At 65.3% G+C, this 13,669-nt stretch carries 15 protein-coding genes; 4 read left to right on the forward strand and 11 right to left on the reverse strand.

Annotated elements, in window-relative coordinates; all coding sequences use genetic code 11:
- Positions 1-46: 46 nt before the first annotated feature.
- Positions 47-1,156, reverse strand: a complete 1,110-nt coding sequence (rlmN, locus tag OIE68_RS21265; RefSeq protein WP_327101103.1) for a 23S rRNA (adenine(2503)-C(2))-methyltransferase RlmN — start codon at positions 1,154-1,156, stop codon at positions 47-49.
- Between the two features lie 182 nt (positions 1,157-1,338).
- Here rlmN and OIE68_RS21270 point away from each other — a divergent pair, with 182 nt between their 5' ends.
- Complete coding sequence (locus OIE68_RS21270; RefSeq protein ID WP_327101104.1) at positions 1,339-1,677, forward strand: LapA family protein; 339 nt, start codon at positions 1,339-1,341, stop codon at positions 1,675-1,677.
- Here the strand turns inward: OIE68_RS21270 and OIE68_RS21275 are convergent.
- From OIE68_RS21275 to rpsB, 5 genes are all read right to left on the reverse strand, one after another.
- Positions 1,674-2,540 carry a phosphatidate cytidylyltransferase gene (locus tag OIE68_RS21275; RefSeq protein ID WP_327101747.1) on the reverse strand — a complete coding sequence of 289 codons (867 nt, stop codon included), beginning with the start codon at positions 2,538-2,540 and terminating at the stop codon, positions 1,674-1,676. The two genes, OIE68_RS21270 and OIE68_RS21275, sit on opposite strands and share 4 nt — an antisense overlap.
- 521 nt (positions 2,541-3,061) lie before the next feature.
- The gene (gene frr, locus OIE68_RS21280; RefSeq protein WP_040693344.1) at positions 3,062-3,619 is read right to left on the reverse strand and encodes a ribosome recycling factor; all 558 of its coding nucleotides are present in this window, start codon (positions 3,617-3,619) and stop codon (positions 3,062-3,064) included.
- 49 nt (positions 3,620-3,668) lie between these two features.
- Positions 3,669-4,397 (reverse strand): UMP kinase, encoded by a 729-nt coding sequence (pyrH, locus tag OIE68_RS21285; RefSeq protein ID WP_327101105.1) that lies wholly within the window; start codon positions 4,395-4,397, stop codon positions 3,669-3,671.
- Between the two features lie 248 nt (positions 4,398-4,645).
- Positions 4,646-5,470, reverse strand: a complete 825-nt coding sequence (gene tsf, locus OIE68_RS21290; protein ID WP_327101106.1) for a translation elongation factor Ts — start codon at positions 5,468-5,470, stop codon at positions 4,646-4,648.
- A 96-nt stretch (positions 5,471-5,566) separates the two neighbouring features.
- Positions 5,567-6,418: a 30S ribosomal protein S2 gene (rpsB, locus tag OIE68_RS21295; protein ID WP_327101107.1), complete on the reverse strand. Its 852-nt coding sequence runs from the start codon at positions 6,416-6,418 to the stop codon at positions 5,567-5,569.
- A 365-nt stretch (positions 6,419-6,783) separates the two neighbouring features.
- On the opposite strand from rpsB, the gene OIE68_RS21300 reads away from it, so the two are divergent.
- The 3 genes from OIE68_RS21300 to OIE68_RS21310 all read left to right on the forward strand — a co-directional run bounded on the left by OIE68_RS21300 (position 6,784) and on the right by OIE68_RS21310 (position 8,706).
- Positions 6,784-7,566, forward strand: coding sequence for a hypothetical protein (locus OIE68_RS21300; RefSeq protein WP_327101108.1), 783 nt, complete (start codon positions 6,784-6,786; stop codon positions 7,564-7,566).
- Between the two features lie 6 nt (positions 7,567-7,572).
- Positions 7,573-8,118 carry a M23 family metallopeptidase gene (locus OIE68_RS21305; protein WP_327101109.1) on the forward strand — a complete coding sequence of 182 codons (546 nt, stop codon included), beginning with the start codon at positions 7,573-7,575 and terminating at the stop codon, positions 8,116-8,118.
- 69 nt (positions 8,119-8,187) lie between these two features.
- Positions 8,188-8,706: a DUF1990 domain-containing protein gene (locus OIE68_RS21310; RefSeq protein WP_327101110.1), complete on the forward strand. Its 519-nt coding sequence runs from the start codon at positions 8,188-8,190 to the stop codon at positions 8,704-8,706.
- A 181-nt stretch (positions 8,707-8,887) separates the two neighbouring features.
- On the opposite strand, the gene OIE68_RS21315 is transcribed toward OIE68_RS21310, so the two are convergent.
- From OIE68_RS21315 to OIE68_RS21335, 5 genes are all read right to left on the reverse strand, one after another.
- Entirely contained in the window at positions 8,888-10,786 is a 1,899-nt protein-coding gene (locus OIE68_RS21315) for an alkyl/aryl-sulfatase (RefSeq protein WP_327101111.1), read from the reverse strand.
- Positions 10,787-10,834: 48 nt separating this feature from the next.
- Positions 10,835-11,143 carry a DUF202 domain-containing protein gene (locus OIE68_RS21320; protein WP_327101112.1) on the reverse strand — a complete coding sequence of 103 codons (309 nt, stop codon included), beginning with the start codon at positions 11,141-11,143 and terminating at the stop codon, positions 10,835-10,837.
- Positions 11,140-11,505: a YidH family protein gene (locus tag OIE68_RS21325; RefSeq protein ID WP_327101113.1), complete on the reverse strand. Its 366-nt coding sequence runs from the start codon at positions 11,503-11,505 to the stop codon at positions 11,140-11,142. The genes OIE68_RS21320 and OIE68_RS21325 overlap by 4 nt, the downstream gene beginning before the upstream one ends.
- A 162-nt stretch (positions 11,506-11,667) precedes the next feature.
- Positions 11,668-12,396 (reverse strand): acetoacetate decarboxylase family protein, encoded by a 729-nt coding sequence (locus OIE68_RS21330; protein WP_327101114.1) that lies wholly within the window; start codon positions 12,394-12,396, stop codon positions 11,668-11,670.
- Between the two features lie 279 nt (positions 12,397-12,675).
- The gene (locus OIE68_RS21335) at positions 12,676-13,596 is read right to left on the reverse strand and encodes a tyrosine recombinase XerC (protein ID WP_327101115.1); all 921 of its coding nucleotides are present in this window, start codon (positions 13,594-13,596) and stop codon (positions 12,676-12,678) included.
- Positions 13,597-13,669: the final 73 nt, after the last annotated feature.

The following is a 13,669-nucleotide window of genomic DNA, read 5'->3' on the forward strand; positions in this document are numbered from 1 at the left end:
GTCGTCGCCGAAGGCCGACGCGATGACTTCGTAAAAGGGGAACAGCCTAGCCCTCTGCGGCCAACTGCCCGCATGCCGCGGCGATTTCCTGACCCCGCGTATCGCGCACGGTGCACGGAACGCCCTGCGCGTTGACGCGCCGAACGAATTCCTGCTCAACAGGTTTCGGGCTGGCATCCCACTTGCTGCCCGGCGTCGGGTTCAGCGGGATGACGTTCACGTGTACGCGGGAGCCAAGGGCCTTGTGCAGTTTCGCGCCGAGCATGTCCGCGCGCCACGGCTGGTCGTTGATATCGCGGATCAGCGCGTATTCGATGGAAACCCGGCGACCGCTCTTATCGGCGTAGTAGCGGGCGGCATCGAGGACCTCGGCGACCGGCCATCGGTTGTTCACCGGCACCAGGGTGTCGCGCAGTTCGTCGTCGGGGGTGTGCAGCGACACCGCGAGGGTCACCGAGAGGTCCTCGTCGGCGAGCTTGCGAATGGCCGGAGCCAAGCCGACGGTGGAAACGACCACGTTGCGCTGAGAAATACCGAAGCCGTCGGGCGCGGGTTCGGTGATGCGACGAACCGCGGCGACCACCCGCTTGTAATTGGCCAGCGGTTCACCCATGCCCATGAAGACGATATTGGACAGGCGGCCCGGACCACCCGAGACCTCGCCGTCACGCATGGCAGCGGCCGCGGCACGGACCTGGTCGACGATTTCGGCGGTGGAGAGATTGCGGTTGAGGCCGCCCTGACCGGTGGCACAGAACGGGCACGCCATACCGCAGCCGGCCTGGCTGGAGATGCAGAGGGTGGCGCGGTCCGGATAGCGCATCAACACGCTCTCCAGCAAGGTGCCATCACCCGCACGCCACAGGGTCTTTCGCGTCTCGCCGCCATCGCACGCGACATGCTTGACCACCGACATCAGCGGCGGAAACAGCGCCGCGCCGACCTTTTCGCGCACAGTGGCGGGCAGATCGGTCATCAGCTCCGGATCGGCCTGCAGGCGGCCGTAGTACTGGCGCGCGATCTGGTCGGCGCGGAACCTCGGCAGACCGAGCTCCTCGACCGCGGCCTTGCGCCCATCGGCATCGAGGTCGGCGAGGTGCCGCGGCGGCATGCCACGGCGCGGAGCATCGAAGACGAGGGGCAGGGAGACGGTCATAGTCTGTCCAGTGTCCCATCTCGCGTGTGCGGCCCGGACCGAAGGTGACCATCACGACGCCCGACGCGACGAACGTCACGTTCGATCGGGCCGGGTGCGCACCCCCTGCCTCGACATAACGACATACCGGTCAGCGCGCAGAAATACGTGCACCCGAGATAGCGATCGGCAATGATCGAAGTATGACCAGTCACGCCGAGTCTTCCGAGCCGGAGCGCACCGAAGATGTCGCACCTGCGTCGACCGGCCGTAAGCCGGTAGAGCCGACCGGTCGCAAATCGCTGGTGAAGAGCCGGACCGGTGACACTTGGGTCGCCCTGGTCGCCGCGACGCTGATCGGGATCGTGCTGCTGATCTTCATCCTGCAGAACCTGGAACAGCAGCGGGTGGATCTGTTGTTCTGGAGCTTCTCCATGCCGGTCGGCATCATGATGCTGCTGTCGGTGATCGCCGGTGCGCTGGTGATGGCGCTCGTCGGGGGGGTGCGGATCATTCAGCTCCGGCACGCTGCGAAGCGCTAGATCAAGCTGCTGAGCACCAGCCACGACACGAAGGCCGAGGGCAGCATCGAATCGAGGCGGTCCATGATGCCGCCGTGGCCGGGCAGCAGGGTGCCCATATCCTTGATGCCCAGTTCCCGCTTGACCTGGGATTCGATGAGATCGCCGACGGTCGCGACCAGTACCAGGCCGACGCCGAGCACCACGCCGATCATCGAATTGGCTTCCAGCAGCAGGGTCACCGTCAGCAGACCGCCGATCACGCTGAACACCAGCGAACCGCAGAAGCCCTCCCAGGACTTCTTCGGGCTGATCGCGGGCACCATCGGATGCCGCCCGAACAGCACACCCGCCACGTAACCGCCGACATCGGAGCAGACCACCAGGATCATGAAGGTCAGCACCCGCAGGTTGCCGTCGGGCTCGAGCAGCAGCAGCGTCGCGAACGAGGCGAGCAGCGGAATCCAGGCCAGAGTGAAGATCGTGATCGCGGTGTCGCGCAAGAAGTTTCGCGGCGCGGTCTGCAAGCCGTGATCGAAAAGGCGCCACACCATGCAGATCAGCGTGGTCGCGGCAAAGGCGCCCGCCACGCCGCTGGCGCCCCACGGCCAGCCGAGCCAGAACACTGCCTGACCGCCGACGATGAGCGGGATCCGCGGGACGAGGACATCCGCCTCCCGCAGCCGCTTGGCAACCTCCCAGGTCGCGACGCCGACTCCGGCGGCCGCGACGCCGATGAATACCTTCGGCACGAACAGCAGGATCGCGATGAGCGAGAGCCCGAGACCGAACCCGACAGCCAAGGCGGCGGGCAGGTTGCGGCCGGCGCGCGAGGCGGGAGCTGCGGATTCGTCCGAGTTCTGTTGCTGGGCTGTGGCATTCACGGGCTCGGCGGCCGAAGACTCGGGGGTCACGGAACCGTCGTTTTCGGGTCCGGGCGTCGCCGGTCCCCAGCTCGAAGGCCCATCGGTCGCGGGTTCTGGAGTCGCAGGTCCATCAGTCGCGGGGCCATCGGTCGTGGGACCATCGGTCGCCGAGCCGAGCGTCGCGGGGCCGAGCGTCGCGAGACCATCGGTCGCGGGGCCGGATGTCGTCGGTCCCGAGGGTACGACGGTCGCATCGCCCGGAGTCGCGGGCCGACCGGTCGAGGCCACCGGCGCCGAGGATCCCCGACGTTCAGCCTCGGATGTCGCGGAGTCGGTGTGCACGGATTCGGGAGGTGCGGCTTCGGGAAGCGCGGCATCGACCGCGCGCCCGTCCGTCGCATCAACAGTGCCGTTGGCCGGCCTCGGCTCCTCGGCCGCACCGGTCGCGGCGGCGTTCTCGGCCACGATTGTCCCGTCGCTCAACTCGTCGTTCCGTTCGTCCCCCGCCCGAGCGGGCCCGAAAGATCCGGCCTCGGACCTCAGACCTCGAGCAGTTCAGCTTCCTTGTGCTTGACCAGTTCATCGACCTGGCCGACATATTTCGCGGTGGTCTTGTCGAGCTCCTTCTCGGCGCGCCCGACCTCATCCTCACCCGCCTCGCCATCTTTCTGGATCCGCGACAGTTCGTCCATGGCCTTGCGGCGGACATTCCGAATCGAGACCTTGGCGTCCTCGCCCTTGCCCTTGGCCTGCTTGGCCAGTTCACGGCGCCGCTCCTCGGTGAGCTGCGGGACCGAGATCCGAATGATGTCACCGTTGTTGGTGGGGTTGACACCGAGATCCGAATTGCGGATCGCGGTTTCGATCGCGCCGAGCGTCGACTGCTCGTACGGCTTGATCACCACCATCCGCGGCTCGGGCACGGTAATGCTCGACACCTGGGTAATCGGGGTCGGCGAACCGTAGTAGTCGATGACAATCCGTTGGAACATGCCCGGATTCGCCCGACCGGTGCGGATGGACCCGAGATCGTCTTTCGCTACCGAGACGGCCTTCTCCATCTTCTCCTCGGCGTCGAAGAGCGCTTCTTCAATCACGACCGTTTCCTCCACAGCGTCGTCATCGTCATGATCCGCGGGCGCGGGGTCAGGACCGAACCAATGTGCCGATCTTCTCACCGGCGACCGCACGGGCGATATTGCCCTTCGTCAACAAATTGAACACCAGGATGGGCATCTGGTTGTCCATACACAGGCTGAAGGCCGTCGCGTCGGCGACCTTCAGGTCGCGCTCGATGACCTCTTTATGCGTGATTTCGGTGTACATGGTCGCGCTCTGGTCGACCCGGGGATCCGCGGTGAAGACCCCGTCGACGGCCTTGGCCATCAGTACCACATCGGCGCCGATCTCCAGTGCGCGCTGAGCTGCGGTGGTGTCGGTGGAGAAGTAGGGCATGCCCATACCCGCGCCGAAGATGACAACGCGACCCTTCTCCAGGTGCCGCTTGGCGCGCAGCGGCAGATACGGCTCGGCGACCTGCCCCATGGTGATCGCGGTCTGTACCCGGGTGTCGATGCCCTGCTGCTGCAAAAAGTCTTGCAGCGCAAGGCTGTTCATCACGGTGCCGAGCATGCCCATATAGTCCGAGCGGGCGCGTTCCATACCGCGTTCCTCGAGTTCGGCACCGCGGAAGAAGTTGCCGCCGCCGATCACCACGGCCACCTGAACACCGCTGGAGACCACCTCGGCGATCTGCTCGGCGACCGTCTGCACCACGTCGGGGTCGAGCCCGACCTTGCCGCCGCCGAACATCTCCCCGCCCAATTTGAGGAGCACCCGGCGATATCCTGGGCGTTCGATCCCGGGGTTCGTCATGGGTGTTCGTCTCCTTCGGCGATTGATTTCGGTCTGTCGACACAGCACGTGGGCCGGATGGCAACGCGGAGGCTCAACACGGAGCGCCCTTATCCTGCCTTACTCGGATTCGATGTGGGTAGAAGACCCCCTCGGACGCAACGAACTCGCCCGGTCAGGCTCGGGAATTGCGGATGAACGGCCGGCGTCCGGACAGCCGAAACCCCTCGTACACCGCATCCGGAGCACGAGGGGTTTCGCAGGCGTTATCAGGCCTGGCCGACCTCGAAACGGGCGAAGCGGGTCACGGTGACACCGGCCTCGTCCAGCAGGGCCTTGACGGTCTTCTTCGAATCGGTGACCGACGCCTGCTCCAGCAGGACGACATCCTTGAAGAAGCCGTTGACCCGGCCCTCGGTGATCTTCGGCAGCGCGGCCTCGGGCTTGCCCTCTTCCTTCGCGGTCTGCTCGGCGATGCGGCGCTCGTTCTCCACCACGTCGGCCGGTACATCCTCGCGAGTCAGGTACTTGGCCTTGAGCGCGGCGACCTGCATGCCGACGGCACGCGCGGCGTCGGCGGCGGCGTCACCCTCGCCCTGGTACTCGACCAGCACGCCGACCGCGGGCGGCAGGTCGGTGGCGCGCTTGTGCAGGTAGACGGCGACCGGGCCGTCGAAGGAGACGACGCGACGCAGCTCGAGCTTCTCGCCGATCTTGGCGGCCAGCGCCTGCAGCGCCTCCTCGACGGTCTGACCGTCCAGCTTCAGCGCCTTAAGCGTGTCCAGGTCGCCCGGCTTGGCGGCCGCGGCGGCGGTCACAATCTTGTCGGCGAGGCCCTGAAACTCCTCGTTCTTGGCTACGAAGTCGGTCTCGGAGTTGATCTCGATCAACACGCCTTCCTTGGCGACGACCAGACCCTCGGCGGTGGCGCGCTCGGCGCGCTTGCCGACATCCTTGGCACCCTTGATGCGCAGCACCTCGACGGCCTTGTCGAAATCGCCGTCGGTCTCGACCAGCGCGTTCTTGCAGTCCATCATCCCGGAGCCGGTGAGCTCCCGCAGCCGCTTCACGTCAGCGGCGGTGTATGTCGCCATGGGTGGCGATCCTCCTGTGTGTTGTTTCGGGTGGTAACACCACCTTGCCGACCGCTCCTATGCAGGAGAGGTCGGCAAGGTGAACAAACGCGACGATCAGGCGTCGGCCGGGGTGGCGGGGGCCTCGGCGGGGGCCTCGGCGGCAGCCTCGGCCTCGGCCTCGGTCGCGGCGGGGGCGGCCTGCGCGAGGAGCTCCTGCTCCCACTCGGCGAGCGGCTCGCCCGCACCGGCTTCCGGCTTCTCGTCACCGGAGGAGATACCGGCCCGCGCCTGCACGCCCTCGGCCACCGCGGAGGCGACGACCTTGGTCAGCAGAGCGGCGGAACGGATCGCGTCGTCGTTACCCGGGATCGGGTAGTCGACCAGATCGGGATCGCAGTTGGTGTCCAGGATCGCGATGACCGGGATGTTCAGCTTGCGCGCCTCGCCGACGGCGATGTGCTCCTTGTTGGTGTCGACGACCCAGATGGCCGAGGGCACCTTGGCCATATCGCGGATACCGCCGAGGGTGCGCTCCAGCTTGTTCATCTCACGCGTGAGCATGAGGATTTCCTTCTTGGTGCGACCCTCGAAGCCACCGGTCTGCTCCATCGCCTCGAGCTCCTTGAGGCGCTGGAGGCGCTTGTGCACGGTGGAGAAGTTGGTGAGCATGCCACCCAGCCAACGCTGGTTAACGTAGGGCATACCGACGCGAGTCGCCTCGGCCGCGATCGACTCCTGGGCCTGCTTCTTGGTGCCGACGAAGAGAACGGTGCCACCGTGGGCGACGGTCTCCTTGACGAACTCGTAGGCCTTGTCGATGTAGGTCAGCGTCTGCTGCAGGTCGATGATGTAGATGCCGTTGCGGTCGGTGAAGATGAACCGCTTCATCTTCGGGTTCCAGCGCCGGGTCTGGTGTCCGAAGTGTGCGCCGCTGTCGAGCAGCTGCTTCATTGTTACGACAGCCATGGTGCCGTATCTCTCTTTCGTTGCCGGTTGCCGCGGCGAATCGGTGATCCGCCGCCCTGGCGCCTCCGAATCATCGGACCCGATCACGAGGATCAGGACCAGCCGATGATTCCCTGCTCCGCATGCACTGCCGATTCACGAAGTCGAGCTCCGGTTCGAACAGCGCCGTTACGAACAAGCACAGGGTGGCGCGCGAAGTCGGTCCGTGCAGGCACAGACCGCTCGACCAGTCTACGGGCTGAGGGGGTGAGTTTCTAAATCGCCCTGTCATGGGTCGAAACAGGCCATCTCCACAACCGAGCAAGTTGTCCACACTCGCCGAAGCGAGGGTACTGCGGGTGTCCTTCGCGGCCGACGCTTGAAACATGAATCGCATAGCTATCTCGATGACCATGCTCATCCCACCGCTGTTCCTGCTGTCACTGGCTCTGGCACAGCCGGTTTCGGCCGCACCGCGGAATGGCGGGGCTCCCGTGGCGGTGCCTTGGGGACCTGCGGCGATCGCTGCGCCTGCCAGGGGCTTCCCCGGATCGGAAGTCGTGTTCGGGGAGTGCACGGGTTCGGCTTGTTCAGCGGGTGGCGGGCCTGCGCGGGTGCCGGATCCGCTTCGTGCTGCACCGCTCGTTGTGAATATTTCGCCTGGTGCGCCGGATGTGAATGTAGCGCCGGATGCAGCCCGCGTGAACCTCGCGCCTGGGACGCTGGGAGTTGATATCGCGCCGAATGCGCTTCGAGTGAATATCGCGCCGGATGCATTGCGCGTGAATGTCTCTTCCGACGGACTCCGCGGAAATATCGCCCCAGAGTCACGCCATGTGAACGTTGCGGCCGACGCACCGCGGATGAACGTCACGCCGGACGCACTCCGCGTCAATGTCGCGCCCGACGCACTCCGCGTCGATATCGCGACCGACGCACTCCGCGTGGACCTTGCACCCAACATGCTCCGGGTGGGCGGTGCATTCGAAGGGCATTCGGTCGACGGCGTGCAGACGTCGATCTTCGAGGAGGACGCGGCGCCGCTCGCGACCGATATCGCGCGTGGGGGCAGTACCGGGTCGGCGAGTTCGTTGCCGCGGGTTTTCAGCGATCTGCTGTCGCGGCTGCTGGATCTGGTTCAGCAGGCTCCGCTTCCACTGCAGCGCTGATCTCGGATGAATGATCTCGGCGGGGTCGGCAGTCTACATCGGCGGCGGCTGAGTTCGATCGTCCTCGGGGTTATCGCTCTGCTGGGACTCGTTGCGGAGCAGTCGGTTTCGGCTGCTCCGCACGGGGAGTTCAGCTGGCCGCTGCAACCACGGCCCGCGGTCGAGCGGCAATTCGACAAACCGGCGCAGGACTGGCTACCCGGACATCGCGGGGTCGATCTGGCAGGTACGAATGGGCAGGCGGTCCTCGCGGCCGGAGACGGAATCGTGGTGTTCGCGGGGACAGTCGCAGGCAAGCCGGTCGTGTCGATCGATCACCCCGGCGGGCTGCGAACCACGTACGAGCCGGTGCAAGCAGAGGTTTCGGTGGGCATGCGAGTCGGTCGCGGAACGCGAATCGGCGCTTTGGAAGCTGGACACGAGGGTTGCGTGGCGGCGGCGTGCCTGCATTGGGGTGCGCGACGAGAAGCAAGCGATCACAGCCGACGTGAATACATCGATCCGCTCGGACTACTGCACCCGACTCCCCTGCGACTGAAGCCGGTGACTTGAATTCAGGGCCGAGCAGCCGGTTCGGAGGATGCTCTTCCGCAGTGACGGTTTGGGCGCGAGGATCGGGTTATGGGAGATGCGCTCGAAGATCCGCCGTTCACCTATGCCGAGGTCGGCGCGACGAAGGAGGTGCTGCCTGCGGGCTATCACCGGTTTCGGCTGCGCCGCCGCATCGGGTCCGGGCGGGCGCTGTTCGAGCGCGCGGGTGCGGAGATCCTGGCGTATCGAATGCAAAAGGGCACCGGCATCTTTCGGGAGGCCGACACACCGACCGCGGAGCCGGGGACGCGGCTGACGGTGCGGTTGGGCGGCGGTCCGGTCGGCATCACCGCGCCGTGCCGCGTCGTCTACGTCCTCGACGAACCCGACCGGCGCGGCTTTGCATACGGCACTCTGCCCGGACACCCAGAGATCGGCGAGGAACTGTTCGCCGTCGAGTACGACACCACCGATGACACCGTCTACGGCCTGGTCACGGCCTTCTCCCGCCCCGGGGCCTGGTACGTGCGGCTCGGCGGACCGGTGGTGCGAGCCATCCAACGCATCATCGCCGGAAAGTACATCGACACGCTCCTGACCTCCGCCTAGGTTCCGCATAACGCTCGGGTCAGGACAGCGGATTCTGCTGCAGCACAGCCGAATTCAGCGCACTTGCCCGGATGGTAGACAACACGAGAACGTGCGGCAATGATGTGCTCGACGGCCGTCCAGGAGTCGCGCTCCCATCTCGGCTCACGCAAGAGCACACAAGCGGCACGCGAGCGCTATCTCACGGGGTGACGATGGCGAAGTCCGGATCCGGCGCGTCGATCACACCGACCACCGCGTTCAGCCCGCTGGGATCCCCGGCAATGGCGATATCGCCCGCGGCGACCAGTGCACCGAGATTCTCCCCTGCCAACAAGGCTCGAATCAGGATCGACCTCGTCAAGGTGAAAGAGGCATCCGGATCGGGTAAGTCGGCGCCGTCGGGCTTGTCGTAGTGGACCATCAGGCCGTTGCGCAGTTCGAGGCGGTAGGTGCGTTTTTCGTCGGTGATGTGCCAGTCGATCACCACGCGCAAATTCCACGCCTTCGGTCCATCGATGCGCAGCGCGATCGCATCGAAGATCTGTTCGATGGTCAGCGCCTCGAGCATCGTGGGCGCATTGGTCATCGTCGGCGTGCCGAACGAGCCATTGCGCAGCTCATAGGCTCCGCTGAGGAAGAAGTTGCGCCAGGTGGCGTTCTCAGCACCATAGCCGAGCTGCTCGAAGGTGTTGGCCTGCAACGTTTTTGCCGCCGCATGGGCCGGATCCGCGAAGATGACATAGTTGACCACCTGCGCGACCCACCGGTAATCCCCAGCGTCATAAGCGGTTTGCGCCTTACGCAGCACCTCGTCGACACCGCCCATGAATTCCACATGACGCCTCGCGGATTCGACCGGCGGATGCTCCCACAGATGCGCCGGATTGCCATCGAACCACCCCATGTAACGCTGGTAGATCGCCTTCACATTGTGGCTGACCGAGCCGTAATACCCGTGCGTATGCCACGCATCGGCGATGGCCGGTGGCAGCTCCAGCATCTCGGCGATCTCACCGCCCAGATAACCCTGATTGAGCCTGCGCACCGTCTGATCGTGCAGATATCCATATAGATCCCGTTGCAGCGAAAGGTATTCCACCAGCCGCTCGGTATCCCAGGTCGGCCAGTGATGTGAGGCGAAGACCACGTCGGACTTGCGGGCGAACAGATTGATCGACTCGGTCAAATACTTGGCCCACACATGCGAGTCACGTACCAGCGCGCCACGCAGCGTCAGCAGGTTGTGCAGTGTGTGCGTTGCGTTTTCGGCCATGCACAGCGCGCGCATATCCGGGAAGTAGAAGTTCATCTCGGCGGGCGCCTCGGTGCCCGGGGTGAGCTGGAAGACGATCCGGATTCCGTCGACCGTTTCTACCTGACCGGTGCTGGTGATATCCACCGTCGGCGGAATCAAGGTGATCGTGCCCAGCGACGTGGTCTGTCCGAGCCCGGCCCCGACCTGCCCCTTCGGGCCCCGCGGCAGCGCGGCGCCGTACATATAGGCAGACCGGCGCCCCATCGCAGTTCCCACATAAATGTTTTCGGCAACCGCATGTTCGAGGAATCCGGCCGGTGCGAGCACCGGGCAGCGGCCCGCCGCAACATCGGCCACCGTCGTCACACCCATAGCACCGCCGAAATGGTCTGCGTGCGAATGGGTATAGATCAACCCGGTTACCGGCCGATCGCCTCGGTGCGCTCGATACAGCGCCAAGCCCGCCGCGGCGGTCTCCGCTGATATCAGCGGATCGATCACGAGCACACCGGTGGTTCCCTCGATCAGCGTCATATTCGACAGATCGAGCCCGCGGATCTGATAGATGCCCGCTGCGACCTCGTACAGCCCCTGCTTGACGACCATCCCGGACTGCCGCCACAGGCTCGGATTGACCGACGCCGGGCAGGTTCCCTGCAGGAAGGCGTAGGATTCATTGTCCCACACCACCTTTCCGTCCGATGTGCGCACCTCTCCGGGCTCGAGTGCCGCGATGAACCCGCGGTCCGCATCCGCGAGATCGGCCGTATCGGTAGGCAGTGCGGCCGCCGCTCGTTGCTGCTCGGCGACGATGAATTCGCTCGGCTCGGTCGCTGTGCTCATATCCATCCTCCTGTGCTTGTCAGCCGAACATGTCCGGCCCGCAACGCATTAGGGCCGTGGATCCGTAAATCCGATTGCGGCCGCGACGCATGCGACGGCCAGCACCGCCAGCATCGTCGCCGCAATGACTCCCCCGCCATGGCCGAAGCGCCCCTGGTGCAAGGCGCGATTGCGTGAAAAGGACAGGGCCGCAACGGCTGCCATGGTGATCGCCGCCCCCGTCGGTGCGATGGCGACGGCGCGCCACCCGTTGGTCGCGGCATGATTGACGAAAAGCGCGGCAACGACCATCGCGGCAATGGCCGTACGCCGCCACGCCAATGCGGTACGTTCGGCGGCCAGACTCTTGGGGGTCATCGCAACAACACCACCACGCACGCGAATACCGACACGACGGCGATACCCCACGACAGAATCGGCACCATAATGGTCTCGGGTAGTGGTTCACCGTTTCGCATGGCCCGACCGACGCGCCGCCAATGTCCATACGCACCGACCGCGATAATCACGGCGAGCACGATGCAGCTCATCGCGAGCGTCCGGCGCAACCCCGACATCCGCACCGGCTGCACCAGCGTATGTACCGCGACACCGCCCGCGAGCAGGCCGAGCGAGGTGCGCATCCAGGCCAGGAAGGTGCGTTCGTTGGCGAGGGTGAAACGGTAATCGATCTCCTCCTCCCCCTCCTCGGATTCCTCGGCGGGGTTGGGGAGTGTCATGGCGCCTCGGCTCGGACTGCACCATGGTCGTCGTCGGAATTCACGGGCACCTCTCCATCGCTGGTCGGTTTACTGCCGCATGCGAACGCTCCGCTACGTCAGGTTAACGACCGGCGTTCTCGTCGTCTACGAAGATCACGATCGCGGGTGCCACACTCCCGGTCAGATGGGTGTGGCGTCCTGGAAGGTCATCGCGAGCCGATCGACGGTCGAGGCCATGAGTGCGTGTTTGGGTAAGCCGAGGGAGCGCAATTCGTCGGCCCAGGCATGCTCGCCGAGGGACAGTTCGGCGCCGCCGGGTCGAGCGCGCATGCCGGACGGTTCCATCTGCCACTGCGTGCAGCGGGTGACCCCGTCGATGTGGGAGTACGCGTCGAAGGAGGAACCCTTACGGCGTTGCGGGACCGCGAGGCCGGGGCGGACGGTGAGATCGACGATCAGCTGCCCGTTCTGCTGCAAAACGCCGCGGCGCATGCTGCCCTCGTGCCGTGCGTCGAAATCGGCGATTTCCTTGGGGAAGCCCCAGATGCCGCGGCCGGCGGCCAGGGTGAATTCTCCGTCGACCGGGAGACGATGAATGAAGACGCCCGCGCCGCCGGTGGACAGGGCACGCAGGTCGCCGAACGTACTGGCGAGCCCAGCGGTGTGATGTCGGACCATGAACGAAACACCGAACTCGTTGTACGGCCCGAGGTCGCCATCGACGTAATCGACGAAAACGAGCGTGCACATGGCACGACCACCCGGCAACCGAAGAATCTCCAGGCCGGAGTATTCGAGGAGCCGCTGCGCTGCCGCCGCCGGCACCGAGTAGGTCGCCATGAAGGCATGCGCGAGCCGAATCCGCACCGGCATCTGTACTTCCTTGCCCAGCACAGTATGCGTACTCATCGGCTCCACCCCGAGACAGCAATGCAGCATGCGTCGACCATCGAGCGGTCGGCAAATCGTGCGGCGTCCACAAATCCTCCATATTAGAACTCGTGTCAGAATAGCGATTATTTTGCGCTTACCGCTTGGTCCGAGCCAGGGCCGACGCCAAATCACGGTCTCCAGTTCCGATGGTCATCCTCAACTCCGGCAGTCAAGCGCGGCCGGGCCATGACTACGGTGCTGGAAAGCAGGCCTCCCCATCGCGCCTCAGATCTTCGTCCACCGCTCTATGGGCGGTCAGGCTCGGGGGTGGGCCTGGTCATGGACCTTTTTCAGGCGCTCGATGGAGACGTGGGTGTAGAGCTGGGTGGTCGCCATGCTTGCGTGGCCGAGAAGTTCCTGCACTACGCGCAGGTCCGCGCCACCCTCGAGCAGATGGGTGGCGGCCGAATGCCGCAGGCCGTGCGGACCCATATCGGGTGCACCCGGGATTGCCGAAACGACCTCGTGGACAACCGTTCTGGCCTGACGTTGGTCGAGCCGTTTGCCGCGGCGGCCGAGCAACAGCGCACGGCCGGAGTCGGCTGTTGCGAGTGCGGGGCGGCCGTACTGCAGCCAATTCGCAATAGCCTCGTCGGCCGGCACTCCGAAGGGCACCGAGCGCTCCTTATTGCCCTTACCGATAACGCGGACCAGCCGCCGCTCGAGATCGATATCGTCGAGATCCAAGCCGCACAACTCACTCACCCGAATGCCCGTCGAATACAACAGCTCCACGATCAGCCGATCCCGCAATGCCATCGGATCACGTTGCACTGCACCGGATTCCGCCGCATCCATGGCCGCGACCGCCTGCTGTGTACCGAGCACCGCGGGCAACACCCGATGCGCCTTCGGCGACCCGAGCCGCAACCCCGGATCGATCGACAGCCGTCCGGTGCTCGTCAACCACGCGGTGAACGTCCTCGCCGAGGACGCCCGCCGCGCCATGGTCGTCCGCGCCGCCCCACCGGCCGATTGCGCCGCCAACCATGACCTCAACAATGCCAAATCCATTTCCCGCACAGCCGAATCCGCCGACCGCGCAACCAAATGCCCCAACAACGACCGCGCATCCCCCACATACGCCCGCGCCGTATGCACCGACCGATTCCGTCCGAGCCGCAAATGCCGCTCATACTCCGCCAGCAACGCCTCGAGATCCTCCGGCAACTCCATAGCTCCACCGTCACCGCGCTATCCCCCCTTGGCAAGTCAGCACGCCGCACCGCGGCGGGTTTACCTGCCGTGG

Source organism: Nocardia vinacea (assembly GCF_035920345.1).
Taxonomy (GTDB): domain Bacteria; phylum Actinomycetota; class Actinomycetes; order Mycobacteriales; family Mycobacteriaceae; genus Nocardia; species Nocardia vinacea_A.

Coding starts and splice junctions, on each gene's coding strand:
- rlmN (WP_327101103.1), bottom strand. CDS start 1,156: ATGACCGTCTCCCTGCCCCTCGTCTTCGATGCTCCGCGCCGTGGCATG.
- OIE68_RS21270 (WP_327101104.1), top strand. CDS start 1,339: ATGACCAGTCACGCCGAGTCTTCCGAGCCGGAGCGCACCGAAGATGTC.
- pyrH (WP_327101105.1), bottom strand. CDS start 4,397: ATGACGAACCCCGGGATCGAACGCCCAGGATATCGCCGGGTGCTCCTC.
- tsf (WP_327101106.1), bottom strand. CDS start 5,470: ATGGCGACATACACCGCCGCTGACGTGAAGCGGCTGCGGGAGCTCACC.
- rpsB (WP_327101107.1), bottom strand. CDS start 6,418: ATGGCTGTCGTAACAATGAAGCAGCTGCTCGACAGCGGCGCACACTTC.
- OIE68_RS21300 (WP_327101108.1), top strand. CDS start 6,784: ATGAATCGCATAGCTATCTCGATGACCATGCTCATCCCACCGCTGTTC.
- OIE68_RS21305 (WP_327101109.1), top strand. CDS start 7,573: ATGAATGATCTCGGCGGGGTCGGCAGTCTACATCGGCGGCGGCTGAGT.
- OIE68_RS21310 (WP_327101110.1), top strand. CDS start 8,188: ATGGGAGATGCGCTCGAAGATCCGCCGTTCACCTATGCCGAGGTCGGC.
- OIE68_RS21315 (WP_327101111.1), bottom strand. CDS start 10,786: ATGAGCACAGCGACCGAGCCGAGCGAATTCATCGTCGCCGAGCAGCAA.
- OIE68_RS21320 (WP_327101112.1), bottom strand. CDS start 11,143: ATGACCCCCAAGAGTCTGGCCGCCGAACGTACCGCATTGGCGTGGCGG.
- OIE68_RS21325 (WP_327101113.1), bottom strand. CDS start 11,505: ATGACACTCCCCAACCCCGCCGAGGAATCCGAGGAGGGGGAGGAGGAG.
- OIE68_RS21330 (WP_327101114.1), bottom strand. CDS start 12,396: ATGAGTACGCATACTGTGCTGGGCAAGGAAGTACAGATGCCGGTGCGG.
- OIE68_RS21335 (WP_327101115.1), bottom strand. CDS start 13,596: ATGGAGTTGCCGGAGGATCTCGAGGCGTTGCTGGCGGAGTATGAGCGG.